The organism is Chitinimonas sp. BJYL2, from assembly GCF_027257935.1.
Lineage (GTDB): Bacteria > Pseudomonadota > Gammaproteobacteria > Burkholderiales > Chitinimonadaceae > Chitinimonas.
Genome location: NZ_JANZKW010000005.1, coordinates 1 through 24759 on the forward strand (window position 1 = coordinate 1; position 24759 = coordinate 24759).

General features: G+C 61.6%; 24 protein-coding genes. 7 read left to right on the forward strand and 17 right to left on the reverse strand.

Features of this window, described 5'->3' with window-relative positions; translation table 11 throughout:
* Positions 1 to 213: 213 nt before the first annotated feature.
* The 4 genes from grxC to O9X62_RS13940 all read left to right on the forward strand — a co-directional run bounded on the left by grxC (position 214) and on the right by O9X62_RS13940 (position 2442).
* Positions 214 to 471, forward strand: coding sequence for a glutaredoxin 3 (grxC, locus tag O9X62_RS13925; protein ID WP_269533527.1), 258 nt, complete (start codon positions 214 to 216; stop codon positions 469 to 471).
* A gap of 78 nt (positions 472 to 549) precedes the next feature.
* Complete coding sequence (secB, locus tag O9X62_RS13930; protein WP_269533528.1) at positions 550 to 1026, forward strand: protein-export chaperone SecB; 477 nt, start codon at positions 550 to 552, stop codon at positions 1024 to 1026.
* A complete protein-coding gene (locus O9X62_RS13935) occupies positions 1004 to 1456 on the forward strand; it encodes an SH3 domain-containing protein (protein ID WP_269533529.1) in 453 nt (150 codons plus the stop codon). Before secB ends, O9X62_RS13935 begins: the two co-directional genes overlap by 23 nt.
* Positions 1453 to 2442, forward strand: a complete 990-nt coding sequence (locus tag O9X62_RS13940; protein ID WP_269533530.1) for an NAD(P)H-dependent glycerol-3-phosphate dehydrogenase — start codon at positions 1453 to 1455, stop codon at positions 2440 to 2442. The genes O9X62_RS13935 and O9X62_RS13940 overlap by 4 nt, the downstream gene beginning before the upstream one ends.
* A gap of 86 nt (positions 2443 to 2528) precedes the next feature.
* Here the strand turns inward: O9X62_RS13940 and bioH are convergent, their stop codons facing one another.
* Positions 2529 to 3293, reverse strand: coding sequence for a pimeloyl-ACP methyl ester esterase BioH (gene bioH, locus O9X62_RS13945; RefSeq protein WP_269533531.1), 765 nt, complete (start codon positions 3291 to 3293; stop codon positions 2529 to 2531).
* 5 nt (positions 3294 to 3298) lie between these two features.
* Complete coding sequence (gene bioF / locus O9X62_RS13950) at positions 3299 to 4459, reverse strand: 8-amino-7-oxononanoate synthase (RefSeq protein ID WP_269533532.1); 1161 nt, start codon at positions 4457 to 4459, stop codon at positions 3299 to 3301.
* Positions 4460 to 4565: 106 nt separating this feature from the next.
* On the opposite strand from bioF, the gene rfbC reads away from it, so the two are divergent.
* The gene (gene rfbC, locus O9X62_RS13955) at positions 4566 to 5111 is read left to right on the forward strand and encodes a dTDP-4-dehydrorhamnose 3,5-epimerase (RefSeq protein WP_269533533.1); all 546 of its coding nucleotides are present in this window, start codon (positions 4566 to 4568) and stop codon (positions 5109 to 5111) included.
* A 5-nt stretch (positions 5112 to 5116) separates the two neighbouring features.
* On the opposite strand, the gene O9X62_RS13960 is transcribed toward rfbC, so the two are convergent.
* From O9X62_RS13960 to O9X62_RS13990, 7 genes are all read right to left on the reverse strand, one after another.
* Positions 5117 to 7822: a bifunctional acetate--CoA ligase family protein/GNAT family N-acetyltransferase gene (locus O9X62_RS13960; protein WP_269533534.1), complete on the reverse strand. Its 2706-nt coding sequence runs from the start codon at positions 7820 to 7822 to the stop codon at positions 5117 to 5119.
* Positions 7823 to 7978: 156 nt separating this feature from the next.
* Positions 7979 to 8284 carry a metal-sensitive transcriptional regulator gene (locus O9X62_RS13965; RefSeq protein WP_269533535.1) on the reverse strand — a complete coding sequence of 102 codons (306 nt, stop codon included), beginning with the start codon at positions 8282 to 8284 and terminating at the stop codon, positions 7979 to 7981.
* Entirely contained in the window at positions 8268 to 8474 is a 207-nt protein-coding gene (locus O9X62_RS13970; protein WP_269533536.1) for a heavy-metal-associated domain-containing protein, read from the reverse strand. Before O9X62_RS13970 ends, O9X62_RS13965 begins: the two co-directional genes overlap by 17 nt.
* Before the next feature lie 4 nt (positions 8475 to 8478).
* Positions 8479 to 9246: a YoaK family protein gene (locus O9X62_RS13975; protein WP_269533537.1), complete on the reverse strand. Its 768-nt coding sequence runs from the start codon at positions 9244 to 9246 to the stop codon at positions 8479 to 8481.
* Between the two features lie 8 nt (positions 9247 to 9254).
* On the reverse strand, positions 9255 to 9551 hold the full coding sequence (locus O9X62_RS13980) for a DUF3703 domain-containing protein (protein WP_269533538.1): 297 nt from the start codon (positions 9549 to 9551) through the stop codon (positions 9255 to 9257).
* Entirely contained in the window at positions 9548 to 11692 is a 2145-nt protein-coding gene (locus tag O9X62_RS13985; protein ID WP_269533539.1) for a cation-translocating P-type ATPase, read from the reverse strand. Before O9X62_RS13985 ends, O9X62_RS13980 begins: the two co-directional genes overlap by 4 nt.
* 123 nt (positions 11693 to 11815) lie before the next feature.
* A complete protein-coding gene (locus O9X62_RS13990; protein ID WP_269533540.1) occupies positions 11816 to 13939 on the reverse strand; it encodes a sodium-translocating pyrophosphatase in 2124 nt (707 codons plus the stop codon).
* 199 nt (positions 13940 to 14138) lie between these two features.
* Here O9X62_RS13990 and ppa point away from each other — a divergent pair, with 199 nt between their 5' ends.
* Both ppa and O9X62_RS14000 read left to right on the forward strand, forming a co-directional pair.
* On the forward strand, positions 14139 to 14678 hold the full coding sequence (gene ppa / locus O9X62_RS13995) for an inorganic diphosphatase (RefSeq protein WP_269533541.1): 540 nt from the start codon (positions 14139 to 14141) through the stop codon (positions 14676 to 14678).
* Between the two features lie 258 nt (positions 14679 to 14936).
* A complete protein-coding gene (locus O9X62_RS14000; protein WP_269533542.1) occupies positions 14937 to 16946 on the forward strand; it encodes a M13 family metallopeptidase in 2010 nt (669 codons plus the stop codon).
* A gap of 79 nt (positions 16947 to 17025) precedes the next feature.
* On the opposite strand, the gene O9X62_RS14005 is transcribed toward O9X62_RS14000, so the two are convergent.
* The 8 genes from O9X62_RS14005 to coaD all read right to left on the reverse strand — a co-directional run bounded on the left by O9X62_RS14005 (position 17026) and on the right by coaD (position 24497).
* The gene (locus O9X62_RS14005) at positions 17026 to 17769 is read right to left on the reverse strand and encodes an ABC transporter substrate-binding protein (RefSeq protein ID WP_269533543.1); all 744 of its coding nucleotides are present in this window, start codon (positions 17767 to 17769) and stop codon (positions 17026 to 17028) included.
* Positions 17766 to 18458, reverse strand: a complete 693-nt coding sequence (locus O9X62_RS14010; RefSeq protein WP_269533544.1) for an energy transducer TonB — start codon at positions 18456 to 18458, stop codon at positions 17766 to 17768. The genes O9X62_RS14005 and O9X62_RS14010 overlap by 4 nt, the downstream gene beginning before the upstream one ends.
* A gap of 48 nt (positions 18459 to 18506) precedes the next feature.
* Positions 18507 to 19235, reverse strand: a complete 729-nt coding sequence (locus O9X62_RS14015; RefSeq protein ID WP_269533545.1) for a DsbC family protein — start codon at positions 19233 to 19235, stop codon at positions 18507 to 18509.
* 33 nt (positions 19236 to 19268) lie between these two features.
* Positions 19269 to 20420, reverse strand: a complete 1152-nt coding sequence (locus tag O9X62_RS14020) for a UbiH/UbiF family hydroxylase (RefSeq protein WP_269533546.1) — start codon at positions 20418 to 20420, stop codon at positions 19269 to 19271.
* Positions 20417 to 21583, reverse strand: a complete 1167-nt coding sequence (locus O9X62_RS14025; RefSeq protein ID WP_269533548.1) for an FAD-dependent monooxygenase — start codon at positions 21581 to 21583, stop codon at positions 20417 to 20419. The genes O9X62_RS14020 and O9X62_RS14025 overlap by 4 nt, the downstream gene beginning before the upstream one ends.
* 6 nt (positions 21584 to 21589) lie before the next feature.
* Positions 21590 to 22918: an aminopeptidase P N-terminal domain-containing protein gene (locus tag O9X62_RS14030; RefSeq protein ID WP_269533549.1), complete on the reverse strand. Its 1329-nt coding sequence runs from the start codon at positions 22916 to 22918 to the stop codon at positions 21590 to 21592.
* A 142-nt stretch (positions 22919 to 23060) separates the two neighbouring features.
* Positions 23061 to 23996: a class I SAM-dependent methyltransferase gene (locus tag O9X62_RS14035; protein WP_269533550.1), complete on the reverse strand. Its 936-nt coding sequence runs from the start codon at positions 23994 to 23996 to the stop codon at positions 23061 to 23063.
* Between the two features lie 6 nt (positions 23997 to 24002).
* Complete coding sequence (coaD, locus tag O9X62_RS14040) at positions 24003 to 24497, reverse strand: pantetheine-phosphate adenylyltransferase (RefSeq protein ID WP_269533551.1); 495 nt, start codon at positions 24495 to 24497, stop codon at positions 24003 to 24005.
* Positions 24498 to 24759: the final 262 nt, after the last annotated feature.

A 24759-nucleotide genomic window follows, 5' to 3' on the forward strand; every position in this document is an offset into this window, starting at 1 on the left:
CAGAGATGCGAACTATACGCACCACCCCAACAACCGTCAACACCCTCTCAGCAAGATTTTTACACCAAATACGTAAGTGCTTGATTTTCAATCAGCACAGCCAGAATGTTTCTGCGTATGGCGGAGATAATCTGGCAAGCGCTTGAAAACCACTGGTCAGCCCCCACCTCTGTTTCGTTGGAAATTCACATATATTTATTTAGAGACTGCAAGATGGCTACGATTACGATGTATTCCACCGGTGTCTGCCCCTACTGCATACGTGCAGAACAGCTCTTGAGCAGCAAAGGGGTCGGGATTGACCAGAAGATCAGGGTGGATCTGGAGCCGGATCGGCGCGAGGAGATGATGACACGCACCGGGCGTCGCACCGTGCCGCAGATATTCATCAATGAGCAGCATATTGGGGGCTATGACGACCTGGCCGCACTGGATCGCGCAGGCGGGCTGGACCCACTGCTGGGCCGCTGAGCGGTCTGCATAGCATCAGCCGGCTGAATCTGCGATGATTCGGCGGCCTTTTTTACTTTGAATTCAGCAGGAGTCGCCATGAGCGATCAGCAAGCACAGCCCATTTTTTCCATTGAAAAGCTCTTCATCAAGGATTTGTCCCTGGAAGTGCCTAACGCCCCGCAGGTGTATCTGGAACAAGTTCAGCCTGAAGTCGATATGCAGCTCCACACGGAGGCCCAGCAGATCGACGAGGGTTACTATGAGCACGTCCTGACCGTAACTGTGACGGCAAAGAATGGCGACAAGACGGTGTTCCTGGCTGAAGTGGCCCAGGGCGGGGTATTCCAGATCCGCAATATCCCTGCGGAAGATATGGACCCGATCTTTGGCGTCGCTTGTCCGAACATCCTCTTCCCGTATGTGCGCGAAGTGATCTCGGATATGGTGACTCGCGCGGGCTTCCCGCCGGTGATCCTCTCGCCGATCAATTTTGAGCAGATCTATCTGCAGCGCCTTGCCCAACAGCAGCAGCAACAATCTGCCAGCCAAGATGCGCCCGCTACGATTCAGTAAGTGGATTGCCGCCAGCCTGCTCGGGCTGGCGGGCGTGTCAGCCACGGCGCTGGAGTTTCGCTCTGTGGCGGAACACGGCGCCGTTTTCTATGACGCACCCTCTGTTGCAGCCAAGAAGCTGTTTGTTGCCAGCAAGGGTCTGCCGGTAGAAGTACTGGTTGATAACAAGGACTGGTTGCGTGTGCGCGATCAGACCGGTGCGCTGGCTTGGGCGGAAAAGAAGTCGCTCATCAGCAAGCGGACTATCGTGGTGGCGGCGGCCAAGTCGCGTATTCATGCGGGTGCCGATGCCAAGTCGGCCGTGCTGATGACGGCCGACAAGAATGTTGTGCTGGATCTGCTAGAAACAGGTAAGGGCGGCTGGGTGAAGGTCCGGCACCGTGATGGCGCGGTCGGCTATCTGCGCATTGAAGAGGCTTGGGGGCTATGAAGGTTGCCGTTCTGGGTGCGGGCTCCTGGGGTACCGCACTGGCGATCAGCTTTGCAGCACGCCATGAGGTCACCCTCTGGACGCGCGACCGGGAACAGCTCAGTAGGCTGCAGCGGGATCGTGAGAATACGCGTTATCTGAAGGGCTACCCCTTCCCCGATTGTTTGAGTGTTGCAGGTGATCTGTGCGTCGCGAGCCAGGATGCAGATGTCGTGCTGGTCGTTACCCCCACGGCAGGTCTGCGGCCCACGCTTCGGGCGCTGACGGCTGCGGGCTCTCGGGCGCCGGTGTTGTGGGCATGCAAGGGTCTTGAGGCCGACACGGAACTCCCGGCGCATGAAGTGGCTGCCGCTGAGCTGCCGGATAGTATTGCACGCGGTGTGCTCACGGGGCCCAGTTTTGCCCAGGAAGTGGCAGCTGGCATGCCCGCCGCCATTACGCTGGCCTCTGCTGATGAGTCCTTTGCCAACAGCATGGCGGCTGCGCTCAACTCAAGCCGTCTGCGGATCTATTCTTCCACCGATGTGGTTGGCGCCGAAATCGGCGGTGCGGTCAAAAACATCATGGCGATCGCGGCAGGTGTCTGCGACGGCCTGAAACTTGGTCATAACGCGCGTGCCGCGTTGCTGACGCGAGGCCTGGCGGAAATCACCCGTTTCGGCGTGGCGCTGGGTGGCCGACAGGAGACCTTTACCGGGCTCTCCGGCATGGGCGACCTGATCCTGACCTGTACGGGCGATCTTTCACGCAATCGTAAGGTTGGCTTATTGCTGGCAGCCGGCAAACCGCTGGGTGAGATCATCGAGAATCTCGGCCACGTGGCGGAAGGCGTCAACACGGCCCGCGCCGTGCAGCAGCAGGCGCTTCGGCTGGGTGTGGACATGCCGATCACGCAGGTGGTCTGCCAGATGCTGTTCGAGGGACTCGGCGCTGCCGATGCCATTGCCGCATTGATGGGCCGGGTAGCCAAGAAGGAAGCCGCCTGAACAGTCCCTGTGCTGGCAGGCATGACAAAACGCCACATGAACCGATCCGGTTGATGTGGCGTTTTGCTTATGGATTTGCGATCCCTTCAGACACGCTGCAGGAACGACTTCTGCGCGGCGATGAAATCCGCTTCATGGGAAATGAAGGGCGCATGGCCGGCACCGCCATGCATCACCAGTTCAGCGTGGCTGGCGCTGGCGAGCCATTGTCCGGCCTCCGGCGGGGTCATGCGGTCCCGCTCCCCGTACTGCAGCAGCATGGGGCAGGCAATCTGGCTGACCGCACTACGCAGATCCGTTGCGGTGAGAATCTCCAGCCCCGCCATCAGTGCAGCCACTTGCGGCGCGGGTCGGCTGGCAAGGCTGGCCTGCAGGGAACGCAGTACCGCCCGGCCATCACGGCTACCCATCACCTGCAAACCCAGAAACACCTCCAGCGTCGCGGCATAGTCCTGGGACAGGCTGCGGGCAAATGCAGCCAATGTATCGGCCGGCGTGGCGTGGGGCCAATCCTCGGCCTGCATGAAGCGCGGTGAGGAGGCACACAAGGTCAGCGAGCGCAATTTATCGGGTTGCGTCAGCGCCCACTGCAGGCCAACCGCCCCACCCAGCGACCAGCCCAGTACATGCACCGGCAGGGGGAAACACCGATCCAGCACCGCGGCCAGCGCGTCGAGCGTATAAGGCTCGACCATGGCGCTGTTGCCGCAACCGGGCAGATCAACGATATGTACACAGTAATCCTGTGCCAGCTGCTCGGCCACACGCTGCCAGACAGCCCCGTGTATGCCCCAGCCGTGGATAAGGACCAGATCGTCGCCGTGGCCGAGGGTGTCGATGAACAAGGACATAAGGTCTAAGCGAGTAATGGTTTGAGGTTATCGATCAAGGCATCGATATCATCATCACTGTGGCTGGCGGACACCGTAATACGCAGACGTGGCGTTGCGACCGTCGGTGGACGTATCGCCGCCACCCAGCATCCTGCATCCCACAGTGATTCGGATACTTGCATGGCAGCAGCGCTCGACGCCATGCGCAGTGGCTGAATTGGCGTTTGCGAAGGCAACAGCGCGTCACCCAAGTCAGCCAAGCCCTTACGCAAGCGGGCGATATGGGCAACCAGGCGCATGCGCCGTCCTGGCTCATGCTCCATAATATCAATCGCCGCCATCGCACTTGCGGCCAGCAAGGCTGGAGAGGCCGTAGTGTAAATAGCTGGCTTGGCCTTGTTGAGCAGCCATTCGATGACCACCGAATGTGCGCCAACCAAGGCGCCGGCACTGCCTGCCGCCTTGCCCAGCGTGGCCAGATAGATGAGTCGCGGCGAGCTCAGCTGCCAATGCGCGAGGCTCCCGCGTCCCTCGCCGAGCACGCCAAAGCCATGCGCGTCGTCTACATACAGCCAGGCGTTGTGCTGCTCCGCCAGCTGCAACAAGTCCGCCAAGGGTGCCAGATCTCCATCCATGCTGTAGACCGCATCCACTGCTATCAGCTTGCGCCTGGCCTTGCTGGCCGCCAGTTGTCGCGCCAGTGCGGCACAATCGTTATGCGGAAAACGCTGGAAGTCAGCGCGACTCAACAAGCAGGCTTCGTTCAGTGAGGCATGGTTGAGTTTGTCCGCGAACACGGCATCCCCCCGGCCCAGCAAGGCGGGAATCACCCCAAGATTGGCCAGATAACCGGTGCCGAACAACAGCGCAGCAGGCTGGCCGACAAAGCCGGCAAAGCGCTGCTCCAGCGCTTCGTGTGCTTGCTGATGACCGCACACCAGGTGGGAAGCGCCGCTGCCCACACCGAACTGCATCATCGCGTCTTGTGCGGCGGCAAGCAGTATTGGGTCGTTGGCCAGGCCCAGATAGTCATTGCTGCAGAAATTGCGCAGGGTACGCTCACCCACGGTCACCTGCGGCCCTTGTGCGGTACTGAGAATGCGGCGGCGGCGGCGCAGGTGATCTGCATCGAGTGCGTGCAGTTGGTCGGCCAGTTCGGCCAGCAAGTCGGGTTCGGATGCCATGCCGGCATTCTAAAGCCGCATGCGTGCATCGTGCTTGCCCCGTCGGCCTCTGCTATCGTGCGCGCTTGAACCGAATACCATCCTGAACCTGCTTCGAGACCCTGCCATGCAAGCCACCCCCACCGCGATCCCGGACGTCATCATTCTGGAACCCAAAGTGTTTGGCGATGAACGTGGTTTCTTCTTCGAGAGCTTCAACGCACGTACTTTTACGGCGCTGACGGGTTGTGAAGCAGACTTCGTGCAGGACAACCACTCACGCTCAGTGCGCGGCGTGCTGCGTGGCCTGCACTATCAGATCCAGCAGCCGCAGGGAAAACTGGTGCGTGTGGTGGCGGGCGAGGTGCTTGATGTGGCAGTGGATATCCGACGCAGCTCCCCCACTTTCGGTCAATGGGTAGGCGTGCGTTTGTCCGCAGAAAACAAGCGTCAGCTATGGGTGCCCGCCGGCTTCGCGCATGGCTTTGTAGTACTGAGCGAAACCGCCGAGTTTCTCTACAAGACGACGGACTTCTACGCACCCGAGCATGAGCGCTGCATCGCCTGGAATGAAGCTACGCTGGCCATCAATTGGGAATTTGATGGCCTACCCTCTCTATCGGCCAAGGACCAGCGCGGCCTGAGTCTGGCCGATGCCGAGCTGTTTGCCTGATTTGCCTAAAGCGCCTTGACGACCCATTTGAGTGATACGTCGTCGGGGTGGGGGCGGATATCGAAACCCAGCTTTTTCATCAGCCCCAGCATCGGCGTGTTCGATGCCAGGATATCGCCTTCAATCGTACTCAGCCCTGCATCTCGGGCAGCATCGAACAAGGCCATCATCAGCTGACTGCCCAAGCCCATGCCCTGCCAGCGGTCGGCAATCGAGATCGCAAACTCGCAGCTGGCGGCATCCGGGTTGGCCATATAGCGGGCCACACCAGCCATGCGTTCTTCGCTACCCGACCCCACCGCCGCCACCACCGCCATCTCGCGGGCGTAATCCAGCTGGGTAAAACGCACCAGCAACGAAGGCGGCAGCTGCTTGAGCGCGCTCATGAAGCGGTTGAAGCGGCTTTCTTCGGAAAGATCCTCTCGCACAAAACGCTGTAATTCTTCGGCATCTTCCGGCCGGATCGGCCGAAACACGCATTCACTGCCATCTTTGAGCTTGCCGTGGGTTTGCAGGTGCGATGGATATGGGTGTATCGCCATATGGCTGTAGCGGCGAAAGTCCGCCGGCAAGGGCGCCACAATGATGCTGGCGTCTACGGCCACGGCCCCATGCTCGTCCACCACCACCGGGTTCAGATCGAACTCCACGACTTCCGGTAGCTCGCAAGCCATTTCCGACACCCGCAGCAGCAAGGCACGGACTGCATCGATATCCACGGCCGGATGCCCGCGGAAGGGTCCCAATGCTTTGGCTACCTTGGTACGGCGAATCAGGCTGGTGGCTATCATGTCGTTGAGTGGCGGCAGTGTCGCGGCGACATCCTCGAAGATTTCCGCCATCAACCCTCCTGCGCCAAAAGCCACGGTGGGGCCGAACACGGGGTCACGCGCCAGCCCGAGCATGAGTTCACGGCCGTGGCGCTTGCCATGCATTTTCTGCACCACCAGACCGCGCAGTTTGGCTGGATCCAGGCGATCTCGGGCGGTGGCCAGCATGGCAGCGGCCGCATCCGCTACCTGCTCCAGTGTGGTCAGGTTGAGCACCACCCCGTCAACATCACTTTTGTGAATCAGGTCATCTGCATCGATCTTGATGGCAACGGGCAAGCCGATGCGGGCCGCGGCAGCAACCGCCTCCCCGGGCGTGGCCGCGGGCAAGGTGGGCGGGTGCGGAATATGAAAGGCGTCCAGCAATGCCAGCGACTCCGACGTGGTGAGGAGGCGGCGGCCTGCGTGGAGGGCTTGTTGGACAACGGCACGGGCGCGGGCAATGTCAGGCTCGCTGCGGCTTGCCAGCGGGCCTGGCGTCTGCAAACTCAGCTCTTGCAGATAAGTCCAGGCAGCCAGGCTGGCAAAGGCCTCAATCGCGTGCTCGGGTGAGAAGAAGTAGGCCATGTGAGCGCGATCGAGAAGTTCGCGCGACAGGGCGATGCGTTTGTCGCCCAGCCAGACCAGCATCAGCAGTTTGTCGTGCCGCTGATTCAGCTCGATCATTTTCTCGGCCGTGACCAGATGATCGGTCCCCGCCTGCGGGGTCAGGATCACCAGCACACCATCCACATTGGGGTCGGCCAGGCAGGCGTCAGCAGCGGCAACGAAGCGCTCGGGTGGCGCATCGCCAAGAATATCGACCGGGTTATCGTGGCTGCCTATGGCAGGCAGCTCGGCATCCAGTCTGGCTATCGTCCCGGCATCCAGCTTGGGCAACTCGACCGACAGCTCCCGTGCCCTGTCGACAGCCATGCGGCCGGCACCATAACCGTTCGAGATCACCGCCAGACGGCGACCGCGCGCGCGGTAGTTAGCCGCAAGCATGCGAATGGCAATGCTCATGTGCACCATGGTCGGTACGCGCAGCACCCCGGCACGACGGAGGGCGGCATCGAAAGCGGCGTCGCTGCCCAGCAACTGGTGGGAGTGGGTACGGAGCGCGCGCTGACTATCTACCGGATCCTTGCCGACCTTGAGGCACACCACCGGTTTTTGGCGGGCCGCAGCCCGGATCGCGCTCAGGAATCCGCGCGCCTCACCCACATCTTCAAGATAAAGGAGGATGCCGCGGGTCTGGTTATCCTGCGACAGATAATCGAGTACCTCGCCAAAGTTCACATCGGCGCTGGCCCCCATCGAAACCACGGTTGAGAAGCCCACCTCATGCGCTTCGGCCCAATCGAGTATGGCGCTGGCCACCGAGCTGGACTGGGCGACCAGGGCCAGATTGCCGGCCTTGACCGCACCCTGGTAATTGGCTGCGATCAACCCACTTGCGGGTCGCATCAGTCCCAGCAGATTGGGGCCCAGCATGCGCACGCCGAACTGTCTGGCCAAGGCCACCGCTTCTTCCAGCAGTGCCCGGTTGGTGGTATCAACAGCCACAAAATCGCGAGACAGCACCAGCATGGTTTTGACACCACGCTCCCCACATTCACGGACCAGTTCAGGCAGGGTACGCGCCGAAGTGGCGATGACCGCCAGATCGATCTCGTCGAGTGGCACATCCGCCATCGTGCGATAGACGGTTTGCCCGAACACCGTATCGTGGCGTCGGTTGACCCCGTAAAGCACCCCCTTGAAGCCGCTGTCGAGCAGGTTGCGGAACACTCGCGCACCCACCGAGCCAGCCGTTTCCGATGCGCCGACCAGCACGACACTACGCGGCTGGAACAGCGGCGTCAGATAGTGCGCTTTCATGGCAAGCCAGCGATCCATGGCCCTCAGTCCCGCCCGTCCACACCCGATCCGGTATGGCGGGTTTCCAATCAGGTTCAGTCTGATGATGGCCGACAGACAGGCCCCATCACAGTCACTTTGCCTACCCGCCTGAGCAGGTGGCGCTTCAGCTTAGCAGCCCCGGATCGCGCCCGTTCAGCGAAACTTGCGCAGCAGCGCCACCACTTCAGCGATTTCGGCATCACCATCACCCTGGTGCAGCGCACGTGCTACGCAGCCACGCAGGTGAGTTTCCAGCAACTGCTCACCCACCGCGGCGAGCGCGGAACGCGCCGCCTGGATCTGGGTGATGACGTCCACACAGTAGCGGTCATCCTCGATCATCTGACGAACTGCTTTGACCTGACCTTCCAGCCGTGCCAGCCGCTTGTCCAGCGCGGCCTTGTCAGTGCGCTCGACCAAGCGTGAAGGCGGATGGCAGGTATCAGTCTTCGATGTCATAGCCCGCTCCCTCGATCGCTGCGCGGATCGCCGCGGCATTGGTCAGGTCGGGATCGAACACCACACGGGCCAGCGCCTGTGCAAGGTCCACCTTGACCTCACCGACACCCGTCAGCGCGCGGACCGCACGCTCCACCGATGCCACGCATCCGCCACAGCTCATGCCACCGATTTTCAGTTGTACTTCCATGGTCTTACTCCTTCTGTTGTGGGCCGCTGTTCCGGCGCAGTTGCTGTAGATCGTCCCAGACCGGCAGACTGGCCAGCAGGGTCAGCCAGGCCGCCAGCGGCAAGGTGGTAACAAAACCCATATGTTTGAATCCCAATGCGCCAACAATGGCGCCGAACACAAAGCTCGTCACCAGGCCGGCGTGCAAGGCAAGGCGGATCCGGTTGGCGCGGACTGGCTCATGGCCTTGACGCGGCCGGTTGGGATAGAGCGCTCGACCGAGTTCGATACCGATATCGGTCAGCAAACCGGTGAGGTGGGTAGTACGGATCTCCGCCTGAGACAGTTTGGTCACCATGGCGTTCTGCAGGCCCATGATGTAGCAGAGCAGGAGCACCGTGGCAGGCATCAGCAGCTCGGTGCGTTGCGCCAGCGCCGCGCCCATCAGGCCGAACACCAGCAGCAAGACCGCTTCCAGCAGCAGGCTCAAGGCATAGACGCTGCGCAACGCACGTCGGCGCGCCCAGTTCACCAATAGTGCACAGGTCATGGCACCAGCCACAAAGGTGATGACTGCCACCAGCGCGCCGGCAGCCAGCAGCCAGCTCGCCATGACGGCGTGATCAACCATCATGGAAACCATACCGGTCATATGTGAGGTGTATTGGCCCACCGCCAGGAAACCGCCTGCATTCACGGCCCCGGCAATAAAAGCCAGCGAAAAACCCAGCTGCCGGTTGGCTTGCTGGTTACGCTCGGGGCCGCTGAGCTGACGTAGATACTGGATGGGCATGGCGGTGCTCAAGGCATGGGTTTGAACGGGTTCACCCGGGCGCGGCCTGTATTGCCAGCCGGCAGGCGTCCCGTCAGGTGGCCCAGCGGCGTCAGCGCCAGGCGGAGCAACTGGCCGGCCACTTCACGGCTGTCGCCCAAGTGCCAGCCCGCCTTGAGCATCCACCAATGACTCAACCAGTGCTGCCGGAATACCGGCTGACCCACAATATGCGCCTGCTCTAGCAGCACCAGCGCCACATCGGCACGCCCTTCACGGTAAGCTTGCTGCGCCTTGGTCAGGTATCGGGAAAAATCATGGCTCATGGCGCAACCTTGCGTGGATGCCAACGCTGCAGCAGCAAGGCATTGGCCACCACCGATACCGAACTCAGCGCCATGGCTGCACCCGCCAGGGCCGGGTGCAGGTAGCCAAATGCCGCGGCGGGAATGCCGATGGCGTTATAGATAAAGGCAAAGAACAGGTTCTGCCTGACTTTTGCCAGCGTAGCGCGGGCGAGCGCCAATGCATCCACCAGTGCCATCACATCATGTCGAGCCAGGGTGATGTCGGCCGTCGCAATCGCCGCCTCAGCCCCTTGCCCTACCGCAAGGCTCAGATCGGCGGCAGCGAGTGCCGGGGCGTCATTGACACCGTCACCCACCATGCCCACACGCTCGCCCAGCGCTTGCCGACGCTGTATCTCGGCCGCTTTGTCTGCGGGCTGGCACGCCGCCAGCCAGGTCTGGATACCCAGCTGAGCCGCCACCGCGCGGGCGGGGCCGGCACGATCCCCTGTGAGCAGCAGGGGCGTCACTCCCATAACGAGGAGTCGTGCGAGCGCCTCGGCTGCATCGGGTCGTATCGGATCGGCCAATGCAGCCAAGCCCACGTACTGCCCCTGCTCGGCCGCCAGCACCAGTGTTTCCTCACCCGACTCGACGCGCGTCATCACGGCATCAGGCAGGACCACACCGCGGGCCTGCAGCCAGGCTGCCGATCCAAGCTGGAGCAATCGCTGCTGCCCATCCTGTGCGATGTCTGCCTCGCTGCCGGCACCAGGATACTGCTGCATGCGGGTCATGCTGACGGCAGGATCGACCGGCAAGGCCGCCGCCAGTGCCTGCGACAAGGGATGGCGCGACGCTGCCGCCAGCGCCTGCACGCGCGATGTCGCCATCCCGAAATCAGCGGAAATCACGGCAGGATGGCCCTGGGTCAGCGTACCGGTCTTATCGAGTGCAAGCACATCCAGCCGCGCCGCAGACTCCAGCGCTGCGGCATTCTTGATCAGGATGCCATGGCGGGCAGCCACGCCGGTGCCCGCGATTACCGCCGCTGGCGTGGCCAGTCCCAAGGCACAGGGGCAAGCTATCACCAGCACGGCGATGGCGTTGACCAGGGCCAGCTCGAACCCCGCGCCCACCCACCACCAGCCCGCCAGCGTCAGCAAGGCAATCACCAATACAATCGGTACGAAGATCGCAGCAATCCGGTCTGCTAGCGCCTGGATAGGCGCCTTGCTGGCCTGCGCCTCTCTCACCAGACGAATGATGCGCGCCAACTGGCTGTCTGCACTGGCGTGGCTGACCGCCACACGCAGCAAGCTGCCCTGATTGAGGCTGCCGGCAAAAACCGGGCTGCCCGTCGTCTTGTCGACCGGCATGGATTCGCCTGTCAGCAGGGACTCGTCGGCACTGCTTTCGCCGCTGAGCACCGTGCCATCGGCCGGCACAGCCTCACCAGGCTCCACCCGAACGATATCGCCCACACGCAACAGACGGACATCCCGTTCCAGCACTCCTTCCGGCGTCTCAAGGCGCGCCGTTTTGGGTTGCAGCCGCGCCAGGGCGTAGAGCGCCGCCCGTGTCTGGTACTTGGCTCGCGCTTCCAGCGCCTTACCCAGCCATACCAACGCAATCACGACAACCGCGGCTTCAAAATACACATGACCGGACAAGCCCCCCAGCACCAGCACCGCGCTGTAGCCATAGGCCGCCGAGGTGCCAAGGGCGACCAACACATCCATATTGGCGCCACCCGACCGCAATGCATGCCAGGCGCCGTGATAGAAGCGCCAGCCACTCACAAACTGCACCGGGGTCGCCAGCAGCAGAGCCAGCCAACCCGGCAGCATCAGCGCATGTATACCTGCTGCCATGGCGGCCATATCGGCCAGAAACGGCAACATCAGAGCCAAGGCCAGCCACAAGGGCCAGCTCGACGTCTGCTCGGCTTCAGGGACCAGCTCGTCACCCGCAGGTATCGCGCCATAGCCCGCCTTGGCAATCGCCGCCACCGCCGCCGCGTCGTCCAGACCCGCCACCATCGCCGATTCGCTGGCAAAGCTCACACTCGCCACCACTCCCGGCAAGCGATTCAAGACCTTCTCGATACGCAACGCACAGGCGGTACAAGTCATGCCACTGATGCGGTACTCGCGTGCCTCACCTTGGTTGATCGCCATCATATACCCCTACAAGGTATGTAATTTCGATCATCATATACCCCAATACCGTATATTGCAAACTAGCCCAAACGTAAAAAACCCCGCTCTGGAAAGAGCGGGGTGGGTGCTGCGGGATACGTATCAAGGTTGAGGCGGTGGCGGGACGGGTGTCGTCTGCACTTGCGGGGCCGGCTCGGCCGGTGCAGGCGCGGGATTCAAGGGCAGCAAAGGCACGATCAGCAGCGCCACGATATTGATGATCTTGATCAGCGGATTCACCGCCGGACCAGCTGTGTCCTTGTAGGGGTCACCCACCGTATCGCCAGTAACCGCCGCCTTGTGGGCATCGCTACCCTTGCCGCCGTGATGATCATCCTCAATGTATTTCTTGGCATTGTCCCAAGCGCCGCCGCCCGTACACATGGAGATCGCCACAAACAGACCGGTGACGATGGTGCCCATTAGCAAGCCACCCAGCGCCACCGGGCCAAGAATCAGGCCGACAAGGATGGGCACAACTACAGGCAACAAGGACGGCACAATCATTTCCTTGATCGCTGCGGTAGTGAGCATGTCTACCGCGCGACCGTATTCAGGCTTGGCGGTGCCGGCCATGATGCCGGGGATCTCGCGGAACTGGCGGCGCACTTCTTCCACCACCGCACCAGCCGAGCGGCCCACGGCTTCCATCGCCATGGCGGCAAACAGATAGGGGATCAAGCCGCCGATGAACAGGCCGACTATCACGCGATAGTCCGACAGATCAAACGCTACCACGCTGCCCTGCCCGGCCAGCGCATGGGTGTAATCGGCAAACAGCACCAGCGAAGCCAAGCCTGCCGAGCCGATTGCATAGCCCTTGGTAACGGCCTTGGTGGTGTTGCCCACCGCGTCGAGCGGGTCAGTGATGTCGCGCACCGCCGAAGGCAGACCGGCCATTTCGGCAATGCCACCGGCGTTATCGGTAATCGGTCCGTAGGCATCCAGCGCCACTACGATGCCGGCCATGCTGAGCATGGAAGTTGCCGCTATCGCAATGCCGTAAAGGCCGGCCAGCGAGTAGGACGCAATGATGGCGGCACAGACGAACAGCACCGGCCAGGCCGTGGATTTCATGCTCACGCCGATACCGGCAATGATGTTGGTGGCGTGGCCGGTGGTGGAGGCCTGGGCAATATGCTGCACCGGGTAATACTGGGTACCGGTGTAGTACTCGGTAATCCACACCATCGCCGCGGTCAGCACCAAGCCCACCACGGCGGCGCCGAACAGCTTGATCTGGCTGCCGGCTGCGCCCAACACGTTATCGGGCATGACGGCATTGGTGATGAAGTAAAAACCGATCAGCGACACCACGCCCGCAACGGCCAGCCCCTTGTACAGCGCCGGCATCACATTGGTCTTGCCCGGTGTGGCCTTGACGAAGAAGCAGCCAATGATGGAAGCAATGATCGAGAAGCCGCCCAGCACCAGCGGATAGAGTGCGGCTTCGACGGCAGCGCCCTTGAGCATCAGCACGCCCAGCACCATGGTGGCGATCAGCGTCACCACATAGGTTTCGAACAGATCGGCCGCCATGCCGGCACAGTCGCCGACGTTGTCGCCCACGTTATCGGCAATCACGGCCGGGTTGCGCGGGTCATCCTCGGGGATGCCGGCTTCAACCTTGCCAACCAGATCGGCACCCACATCCGCACCCTTGGTGAAGATGCCGCCCCCCAGACGGGCAAAGATCGAGATCAGCGAGGAACCGAAGGCAAAGCCCATGAGCGGCTTGAGCGCGTGGTGCAGATCGTCGCCAGGGGCCAGATTGGCCGTCAGCAGCATGTACAGCAGGGTGACGCCGAGGAGGCCAAGCCCCACCACCAGCATGCCGGTGATGGCGCCGCCACGGAAGGCCACATCCAGCGCGGCCTGCATGCCCTGCGTGGCCGCCTGGGCGGTGCGTACATTGGCGCGCACCGACACATTCATGCCGATAAAGCCGCAAGCGCCCGACAACACGGCGCCGGCTATGAAGGCCGCCGCGGTCGTCACATCGATGAACAAGCCGATCAGGATGGCCAGGATCACGCCCACCAGCCCAATCGTCTTGTACTGCCGGGCCAGATAGGCCTCGGCGCCTTGCTGGATGGCGGCAGCGATCTCCTGCATGCGCTCGTTGCCCGCGGCCTGCGCCAATATCCAGCTGCGAGAGAAGAATCCGAAGAGTACGGCGGCGACGCCGCACGCGAGGGCAAAGTACAGTGCTGCGGATGACGACATAAGCGACGCTCCCTTACTGTAATGGGGGCCATTGGTTGCCGCTGGCCCTTGCGGATGGTGCTTGCAAAGGTATAGCCAGCCAGACACCGCATTGCCATCGTGCGGCGCAGCACGCGCACCCGTACGAATGCTAAAATGGCGCTCTTGCTGCGCTGCAGGCGCGGCAGCTTTTTTCCAACTCCCCCAGACAGATACCGCCATGAGCCTTCACAACGTCAGTGCCGGCAGCAAGCTGCCCGACGAGTTCAACGTCATCATCGAAATCCCGGCCAACGCCGCCCCGATCAAGTACGAGGTGGATAAAGAGTCCGGCGCGATGTTCGTCGACCGTTTCATGGGTACCGCCATGTTCTATCCGTGCAACTACGGTTATGTGCCCAACACTCTGAGCGAAGATGGTGATCCGGTCGATGTGCTGGTCGTCACGCCGTTCCCGCTGAGCCTCGGTGTGGTGGTTCGCTGCCGTGCGCTGGGCATGCTGAAGATGGAAGACGAAGCCGGTATCGATGCCAAGCTGATCGCCGTGCCGGTGGAAAAGCTCTGCCCGATGTACAAGGACATCCAGGCCGCCAAGGACCTGCCGACCCTGCTGCTGGATCAGATCCAGCACTTCTTCGAGCACTACAAGGATCTCGAAAAGGGCAAGTGGGTCAAGGTGACTGGCTGGGAAGACATCGCCGCCGCCCACAAGGAACTGGTGGATGGCGTGCAGCGTTACGGCGCCACCAAGCAACAGTAAGCTGCCTTGCACAACCCGGAACGGCCACTTCGCAGTGGCCGTTCTTTTTTGCTCTGGCCACCGTACTACAAACAGACCACAGCATCGGGGCTCTCCGGCATGCTGCATATCGATCGAAACTGTTGCAGAATCACCCGCCACTCATCCGCCTATGGCACAGCTTGTCGCATACGGGTAGCACATACACCCAGTGCTGCGGCATAAGAGCGGCTTGCTGACCGGTCACCCGGCAGCGCTGATTACTTGAGGGATATATCCATGCAACTCAAACACCTTGCTTTCGCCATCGCACTGGCCTTGCCCATGGCCACGATGGCGGCGCCCAAGTCGGGCATCGACAAACAGAACTTCGACAAGTCCGTTCGCATCCAGGACGACCTGTATGCCGCCGTCAACGGTGGCTGGGAACGCAAGACCGAGATTCCCGCCGACAAGGCCAGCTGGGGGGCTTTCCATGAACTGCGCGATCTGTCCGAAAAGCGGACGCGCGAGATCATTGAGGGCGCAGCCAAACTGAAGGGGCATGAAGCCAAGCAGGTGGCCGACTTCTATGCGAGTTTCATGGATGCCGCGAAAGTAGAGGAACGGGGCGTGATGCCGCTCAAACCTATGCTGAGCAACTTCGCCCGTGTACCTGACACCGCGGAAATGACCAAGCTCTGGGGCAATCTGCAGCAAATGGGTATTCCCCTGCCCTTCGTCTTCTTCGTTGATCAGGACAGCAAGGATTCAACCAGATACCAGTTGCAGGTCTACCAAAGCGGCCTCGGCCTGCCTGACCGGGACTACTACCTGGAAAAGGACGAGCGCTTCGCCAAGGCCAGAGATGCTTACAGGGAATACCTCAAGACCTTGCTCACTCTGAGCGGCATTGCGCGAGACGATGCAGATGCACGCGCTGACAGCGTGATGGCGCTCGAAACCAAGCTGGCTACCGCACAGTGGAGCAAGGTCGACAACCGCAATCCGGAAAAGACTTACAACAAATATGACCGTGAAGGCCTGAAGACCTTTGCGCCCGGCATTGACTGGGATGCGCTGCTCAAAGCGTCGCTGGCCGGCGATGTAAGCGACATCAACATCTATCAGCCAAGCTATATCACCGAGGTCGGGCTGCTGATGAGCAGCGAGCCGATTGCAACCTGGCGCGACTACCTGAGCATCCGTGCGCTGGATCGTCATGCACCTCATCTCTCCAAAGCATTCGTGGACGCGCATTTCAACTTCCATGAGAAAACCATTGCTGGCGCCAAGGAACTCCGCCCGCGCTGGAAGCGCGGTGTTGAAGTCGTGGAAAACAACCTCGGCGAGGCCATAGGCAAGCTGTATGTGGAGAAGCACTTCCCGGCCGCTTCCAAGAAAAAGATGGAAGTGCTCGTCAGCAACCTGATGAAGGCCTTTGACGAGAGCATCGATAACCTGGCCTGGATGAGCCCGGAAACCCGCAAGCAAGCCAAAGTCAAACTCGCCAATTACGGGGTGAAGATCGGCTACCCCAACAAGTGGCGCGATTACAGCGGCCTGCAGGTGCGCGCCGATGATCTGGTCGGCAACGTGGTACGCGGTTCCATCTTTGAGTACCGCGAACGCATCGGTCGCATCGGCAAGCCCATCGACCGAGAGGAATGGTTGATGACGCCGCAGACGGTCAACGCCTACTACAACCCCTCGATGAACGAGATCGTGTTCCCGGCTGCCATCCTGCAACCACCATTCTTCGATCCGAAGGCAGATGATGCGGTCAACTACGGCGGCATCGGTGCAGTCATCGGCCATGAAATCAGCCATGGCTTCGATGACCAGGGCAGCCAGTTCGATGCGCACGGCAATCTGAAGAACTGGTGGGTAGACAGCGACCGCACCGCCTTCTCGAACCTGACCGAAAAGCTGGTCGCGCAATACGCCAAGTACGAGCCGATTGCCGGCCGCTTTGTGAATGGCAAGCTGACTTTGGGCGAAAACATTGCCGACCTCTCCGGCCTGCAGATTGCGCACAAGGCCTATCGCCTGAGCTTGGGCGGCAAGCCGGCACCAGTACTCGATGGCTTCACGGGTGATCAGCGCTTCTTCATCGGCTTTGCACAGGTCTGGCGTAACAAGACCCGTGAAGAGCGCCTGCTGCAACTGCTGACCACCGATCCTCACTCGCCGGCACATGTGCGGCCTGTGGGTGCCGCAGTGAACTCCGACGCGTTTGTCTCGGCATTTGGTGTCAAGGAAGGCGATGGCATGTTCAAACCGGAGAATGAGCGTATCCGCATCTGGTAAGCACCCTGTCCGGATGACAAAAGGGCCGCAATTGCGGCCCTTTTGTTTTACTTTTGGCATGGGCGCAATACAGGCCCGGTCAGCGCGGCGGCTCTGCCATCGGGGCGGCATAGCGTCGCTCGATGGCGGCGTAAGCGCCCGATTTGCGCAAGGCATCCAGAGCACGATCAAAGCGCTCACGCACGGCAGCGTCACGAAATGCCACGCTGTAATGGGTAGGCGGAAAGATGGGGAACCAGCTCAGCGGCTGATTCGGGTCAACCTGCCCGGCAACGTCGCCATTGAAATACTCGATGATGCGCCGATCACCGACCACCACATCGATACGCCCTGAATACAGCAGACGGTTACGGACGATCTGCTGAGCTTCCTCGCGATAGGCCGGGTTGGCATTGGCCATGGCCTGGAATTCAGGCCCCAGCAACTGGCGGGCGCGCTGGAAGGCGCTGACCGAATAACGGCCCAGATCCTCGATACGCTGGATATTGAGCTTGCGGCTGCGCAAGGCCGCCGCTTCGTTCCGGTAATCGATATAGGGTTGCGAGTAGTGCGCTTCGATGCCGCTGAACGGATTGGTGGTGGTGATGCCATCGATAGTGCCCTGAGGCAACATCCGGTGCAGCCGCTCCATGGGCGCATAGATGGCCTTGACCTCGTAGCCAGCCTGGCGCAAGGCCGTGACCACGATCTCGTACTCCAGACCCCGCGCCTCATTTTCAAAGACATAAGGCGGCTTGTGAGAGCCAAAGCCGATGGTCAGCGTCTCTGCGTAGACCGCCGGCAGCAGCAAGGTCAGCCAGACAGCGGTGAGGTGACGGATCATGGCGCCAGTATTCCCTTGTCGGTACGGCCAGTCGCCTCGGTGCTCTTGCCCGAACAGTCACCGAGACACACTTCAATCAACTTGCGGCTGCGGACGAATCGCCCATCCTTGATGGCCGGGGACCAGCGCGCCGCCATGAAAACATCACGGGCTATATCATCGTAGTAAGCCGCAGGCTCGGCATGAAGAATATCGACATGATCAGTGAGACCAAATTCGTCGATGAAGACTTCAAGGGTAATGAGGCCGGGCCCGCTGAGTCCATCCGGCAAGGGCGGCAGGAGGACTTCATGCATGGGTTCTGCGCGTACATCCAGCGCCTCGACCGGATACCAGTCCAGATCGACTCGGCTATCAAAAATGCTGTACAGCGCTGGAAGGTCATAGGGCGACCCGAATCCCGGATCCAGGAAGGTCTGGCCGGTTTCATCACGCTCATCCGCCACACGTAGCGGCATATCGGCCGTCTGCTGCCTCAGTGGAGTGGCCGGGGGAGCAGCCTTAAGCGGTCCGGTCAAGCTGACCGACAGCTCGTCGGCGGGAAGGCTTGCGCGGCTCGGCAGTACATTGACGGGCCGAGCCAGAAGCAGCAGCGCCGAGGCGATCAGCCCATGCAATAACGTCGAGCCCAGAACGGCATAAACGAAGCGCCTGCGCATTGCCTTGCCTCCACAGACCGGCACCGCCATGCCAGGCGTTGCCGCCTGGCTCCCGGCCTCCCACCCTTGCAGCAAGGGCTACTTCTTGTTCAGATGGGCTTCGAATGCTGGCGCAGCAATGGCACCAGACACCATCTCACCACTCTCGAAAACCAGCGCCGGCGTGCCGTTGATGCCATAGCGCTCGGCCATGGCGACAATGTCGTTGACCGGGTTGGCGCACTTGCCATCACCCTGCGGCAAACGGCCCTCAAGCATCCAGGCATTCCATGCGGCCAGTTTGTCCGGCGCGCACCAGATCAGCGCGGACTTGCGTGCAGCGTCCGGGTGCAGGGAGGCAAGTGGCAACATGAAGGTATAGACCGTCACATTGTCGAGCTTGCTGATGGTGTCGGTTTCAAGGCGCTTGCAGAAAGGGCAGTCCGGATCGGAGAACACGGCCACCTTGCGGCTGCCATTGCCCTTCACCAGCTTGATCGCCTTATCGAGCGGCAGGGTTTTGAAATCGACCTTGGAAAGCTCGCGAATCCGCGCTTCGGTCAGGCTCTGGCGTGCTGCCACATCGACAAGGTCACCCACCACGATGTAGTCACCCTTGGGGTCGCTGTACACCACCTGGCGGCCGGCAAACACCACTTCATACAGGCCCTTGATCGGGGTGGCACGCACGCTCTCGATCGTGCGCTCGGGGAACTTCTTCTGGAGCGCGTCCTTGGTGGCCTTGTTGTTATCACTCGCTGCGTTGACACACGCAGCCAGCATCAAGGCAATGGACATCAGGGACAGGCGTTTGGGGAGGGACATCATGGGCGGGGTTTCCGGTTGAGTAACGGCAAAGAATCAGGAAATGGCCTGCCGCATCAGCGCGCGCTTCAGCGGTCCGGCCCGGTTGGTGAGGCTCATGCCCAGATTGCGCACCGGCGCAAGCAGGGTATGTTGATGCGAAAACAAGGCGTGTAAACCATCACAGAGGGTCTGCATGGTCAGCACGGGTTCGGCGCGATGGCGGGCATAACGGGACAGCAGCATGGCATCGCCAGGATCACGGGAAGGTGACGCCAACAGTAGCTCGGCGAGCTTGGCGGCATCGCCGAAACCGAGATTCACGCCCTGCCCTGCCAAGGGATGCACCGTATGGGCGGCATCACCCACCAGTGCCAGCCGCGGGCCGATCATGCTGCGGGCGCGACCCAGGCTCAAGGGGAACGCAGCCGCGGGCGTCAGCGGCGTGAACCTGCCCCATGCCTGCCCCCCCGCAGCAGCAACCATGTTGGCCAATGCCTCCGGCGCCATGTCCAGGAGTTCGGCAGCATGCGATGGCGTGGTTGACCACACCATCGACACGCGATTTCCCGGCAAGGGGAGCCAAGCCAGAATACCGTCATCACGGAACCACTGGCGAGCCACACCCAGATGTGGCCGCTCACAGTGAAAATTGGCAACAACACCCGATTGACCATAAGGCTTGCGGTCAAACCCGATGCCTGTCTGCGTACGCAACCACGACTGGGCACCATCGGCACCGATCAGCAAGGCCGCTTGCACCGCTTTGCCCTCTTCGAACACCAATTCGGCGCAGGGTTCCATCCAGTTGATACGCTGCAGGGCGGCCGGCGCAAAGCAGCTGACCCGTCCCTGCAGCGCGGTCCACAGCGTCGCCTGCATCAGCCGGTTCTCGACCGTGGCCGCAAGGCAATCGCGACCCAGCTCCAGAGCATCAAAACGCAGCACCCCGCCAGCATCACCGCGCACGTCCATCTCGCGGATCTGCCCGGCACGCGCCATGGGCCAAGCACCGAGACGCTGCAGGAAAGCGAGGCTGGCGGGGCTGACTGCGTAGATACGGTTATCCCAGTCATCGTCAGCCAGCGAAGCAAGCGGTGGTGCGGCGCGATCAATCAGTGCCACCCGCCAGTGATCTGCCAGCGCCAGGGCAAGGCTGGCACCGACCGGGCCTGCGCCCACAATCGCGATATCGAAACGTTCCATCATGGGGTCCCGAACACCATACGCGCAGCGAATTCGCGGCGCAGCGGTGGCAGGTTGTCGAGCGCCAGAAAACCGGCCAGCTTGAGACGACGCAAGGGTTTGAGATCCAGCTCGAACAGGCGGATCAGGCTATCGGTAAAGCCTACCGTCGCCCAGCTGTCGCGTTGGCGCAGGCTGGCGTAGCGGGACAGCATCGCGTCATCTCCCAAAGCATTGGGCGGCGTGGCGCTGATCACACCGGCAAGCGCACGCGCATCGCGCAGGCCCAGATTGAAACCCTGTCCGGCCACCGGGTGCAGCGTTTGTGCCGCGTTGCCTACCACCGCCACGCGGCGGGCAGAATGGGAAGCAGCCCACTTGAGCCGCAGCGGAAATGCCAGCCGGGGACTGACCGCCAGCAACTGGCCCGCACGGTCGCCGATGCGCTCAGCCAGTGCGTTCAGGAAGGTGGCGTCGTCCATGCCACGTACATCAAGGGGGTCATGTTCGGGTCGCGTCCACACCACCGTGTAACCCTCGCCATGAGGCAGCAAGGCAATCGGGCCATCCTTGGCAAAGCGCTCGAAAGCCACGCCGGCCTGCATCGGGCTGACCTGCAGCTCGGCCAGAATGGCGTGCTGGTGGTAATCGCGCTCGTGCTGCCGGATGCCGGCCTGGGCCAGCAGCGCGCCGCCATCCGCCAAGGTCAGCAGCCCGCTGGTTACCAGCACCTCCTCGCCTTCGTGTTGCAGGGTGATGGCCGCGTAGGCATCCAGCGTTTGCACCTGCGTCACGGTCGCCCCGGCCAGGTAGTGAATGGCAGGGTGCCGGTTGAGCTGTTCATGCACCGCACCTGCTAGCGCCGCATAGGGCATCACATGGCCCAGTGCGGGCAGATTCAGGTCGCCATTACGCAGCACAACGCGCCCGAAGGCTCCTTGCTGCGACACATGCACACGCTCGATGGCGGTTGCGGCCAAGGCCGGCCAGATACCCAGCCCGGTCAATACCTCAGCCGAGGCCTGCGAGATGGCCAAGGCACGCGGGTCCTTGCCGGGGTGCTGGCGTGCTTCGACCACGCCGATCTGCAAGCCATTGCCTGCGAGCATCAAGGCCAGTGCGCCGCCTACGGGACCGCCGCCAACAATCAGGCAATCCAGGTGAGCAGGGAGTGATGTGGCGCGCATGGGCGATCAACCGACCGTCAAGGCCTCGATACCGGCAACGTCCTTGGGCACCAGTGCCGTCAGGTTCTCATGACCGTCAGCCGTCACCAGCAGGTCGTCCTCGATGCGCACACCGATATGCAGGAAATGCTCGGGCACCGCCACATAGTGCGCCGGCGAGTCTGCCAGCAACGGGCGGAAGTACAGGCCCGGCTCCACGGTCAGCACCATGCCGGCTTCGAGCTTGCGCGACACGCCATCGATCTTGTATTCGCCGGCGTCGTGCACATCCAGCCCCAGCCAGTGGCCGGTGCCGTGCATATAGAACTGCTTGTAGGCTTCGCGCTCGATCAGGCCATCGACCTCGCCCTTGAGGATGTCGAGATCCACCAGGCCCTGGGTCAGCACCCGCACGGCGGCATCGTGATAGCCGATCCGCACTTCACCGGCGCGCACCTTGTCGAAACTGGCGTGCATACTGGCCAGCACCAGCTCGTAGATATCCTTCTGCGGGCCACTGAAACGGCCACCCACCGGGAACGTGCGGGTGATATCGGCCGCATAGCCATGCAGCTCGCAACCTGCATCGATCAGCAGCAGATCGCCTGCCTGCATTTGCCGGTTGTTCTCGTGATAGTGCAGGCAGGTCGCGTTGGCGCCGCTGGCAACAATGGAGCCATAAGCCGGTGAGCGAGAACCGGACTTGGTGAAGTGGTAATGGAGCTCGGCTTCGACTTCATACTCGAACTGGCCAGGGCGCGCCAGACGCATGGCACGGATATGGGCCTCGGCCGAAATACGGCCAGCTTCGCGCATGGAGGCCTTTTCGGCATCGTCCTTGATCAGGCGCAGCTCGCCGATTGCGTGGCGTACATCCACAAACTCGATGGGTGCGGGCTTGCCGGTGCGGGCGCGCTGTTTGACCTGCTCGATCACACCCTGGATGCGCCGGTCCCAGCGCTCGTCAAAACCGATGGGATAGTAAAGCCTGGGCTGGCCGGCGATCAGCTCCACCAGCTTGCTATCGAGCTGATCGATGGCATACGCCTCGTCAAAGCCGAACTGTTCACGGGCCGCATCGGGACCGTAAAGGAAACCTTCCCAGATTTCGCGTAGTTCGTTCTTGGGCTGGCAGAACAGGATGGACTTGGGCGCATCGCCCAGTACCTGGACCAGCACGGCCTCGGGCTCATGAAAACCGGTCAGGTAGAAGAAATCGCTGTCGAAACGGAAGGCGTAATCGCTATCGGCGTTACGGCTCTTGACCCGCGCGGTCGGCAGGATCACGAGGCCGGCAGGCAGGCGCTGGTTGAGCGCGGCGCGGCGGGCAGCGTGGTGATGAGCTTGGGAAGACATGTTCAGGCATCCGGGTGATTCGGCCGGAGAAGTCGCAGCCGCACCGCGCGATTATAGCTGCAAGCCCCGTTGCGCCTGCGTGCCGTATACACACGCATGCGACGGACGCCGCTTCAAGGCCGATGGTTGGTTACCCGCACGCTCAGATGGCGAAACGGAAGCACTGATGGATCTTGCGATTACGGAAGTCCTCGGGCACCGACACCGCACTGATGTCCTTGCACATGGGCACCAGCGACTCATCAAGCGTGAATCCGCGGAAATTATTCGAGAAATACAGCACCCCACCAGGCATCAACAGCTTGAGGCAGCTTTGCACCAGCTTCACATGATCGCGCTGCACATCGAGGATATCGAGCATCTTGGCCGAGTTCGAGAAGCTCGGCGGGTCCATCACGACCAGATCGAACAGCTCGCCCTGGTCGATGGCGGTTTCGAGATAGCGGAACACATCGGCGCGCACCAGCGTGTGGCGCTGCATATCCAGCCCGTTGAGCTCGAAGTTACGCCGCGACCAATCCTGATAGGTGTTCGACAGGTCCACCGTCACCGAGCTGCTGGCACCGCCCGTGGCGGCATAGACCGTAAAGCTGCCCGTATACGCAAACAGATTCAGGAAACGCTTGCCGGCCGCCTCGTCACCCACGCGTTTGCGGGTGGGGCGGTGATCGAGAAACAGCCCCGTATCGAGGTATTCGTCCAGGTTCACCCAGAAGCGCCGGCCCTGCTCGCTGACGACAAAATCCTCGCCCTTGGCCCCGGTGTGGCTGTACTGGAAATCACCGCTCTGGCGGCGGCGTAGTTTGAAGGCGATGGCGCTATCGGCAATGCCCAGCACCTCGGCCACCACCGCACGGACTTCCGCCACCCAAGCTGCGTGCTCGGCGTCGGTCTGCTGCCAGCCCGTATCGTATTCGGCAATGTGCGCACGCTGACCATATACATCGACCATCACCGGGAACTGCGGCACATCCCGGTCGTAAATGCGATACGCCTGGGTGTCGACACGTTTGGCCCACTTGGCAAAGTGCTTGGCACTCTTGGCCAGCCGGTTACGGAAATCATCGCGTGCAGACATGGATGATCAAACCCGGTTGCCCATATCCAGAAAACGCCGACGCACCGGCTCGGGGACGTACTGCTTGAGCACCTCTTCCCAGCCCTCGGGGCCGATCAGTCCCTTGATCATGGTGGAACTCACCTCCGCAATCGAACGCGGCGGCATCAGGAAAATGGTGGTCACTTCGCGCACCAGATCGGAATTGATATAGCGCATGGTGCGCTCGAACTCGTAATCGCTGGGATTGCGGATGCCGCGCAGGATGTAGTGCGCATCGACCGAGCGCGCGTAATTAACGAGGAACTGGTTCTCGAAGCTGGTGACCTTGAGATCCGGCAAGTGCTGGGTCACCTCGCGCAGCATCTCGACGCGCTCCTCCACATTGAAGGTGGCGCGTTTGTCAGGATTGATACCAATCGCGACGATCATTTCATCAAACAGCTCATAGCCGCGTTCAATCATCCACAAATGACCATTGGTCACGGGATCGAAGCTGCCGGCGTAGACCGCGCGTTTCATGATGGGGCGTTCCTGAGCATGGGATGCCCGATTCTAGTGCAGCGCAGCAAAATGCGCCTGTTTCGCACGCAATTTCGATTTGCACGGCGAGCACGCCTGCAACACCAAGGTACTCGGTATAGCGCCATTTATCGGGCGTATCGGCAAATGAGCAACAGGTAATGGACTTGTAGTGGACTTGCGGTTGAAAGCCCCGAAGCCTCAGGGCACACTCAGCGTGAACGCAGGCATTGCCGTCCGGTGCCTGCCGCTTCTGAACACC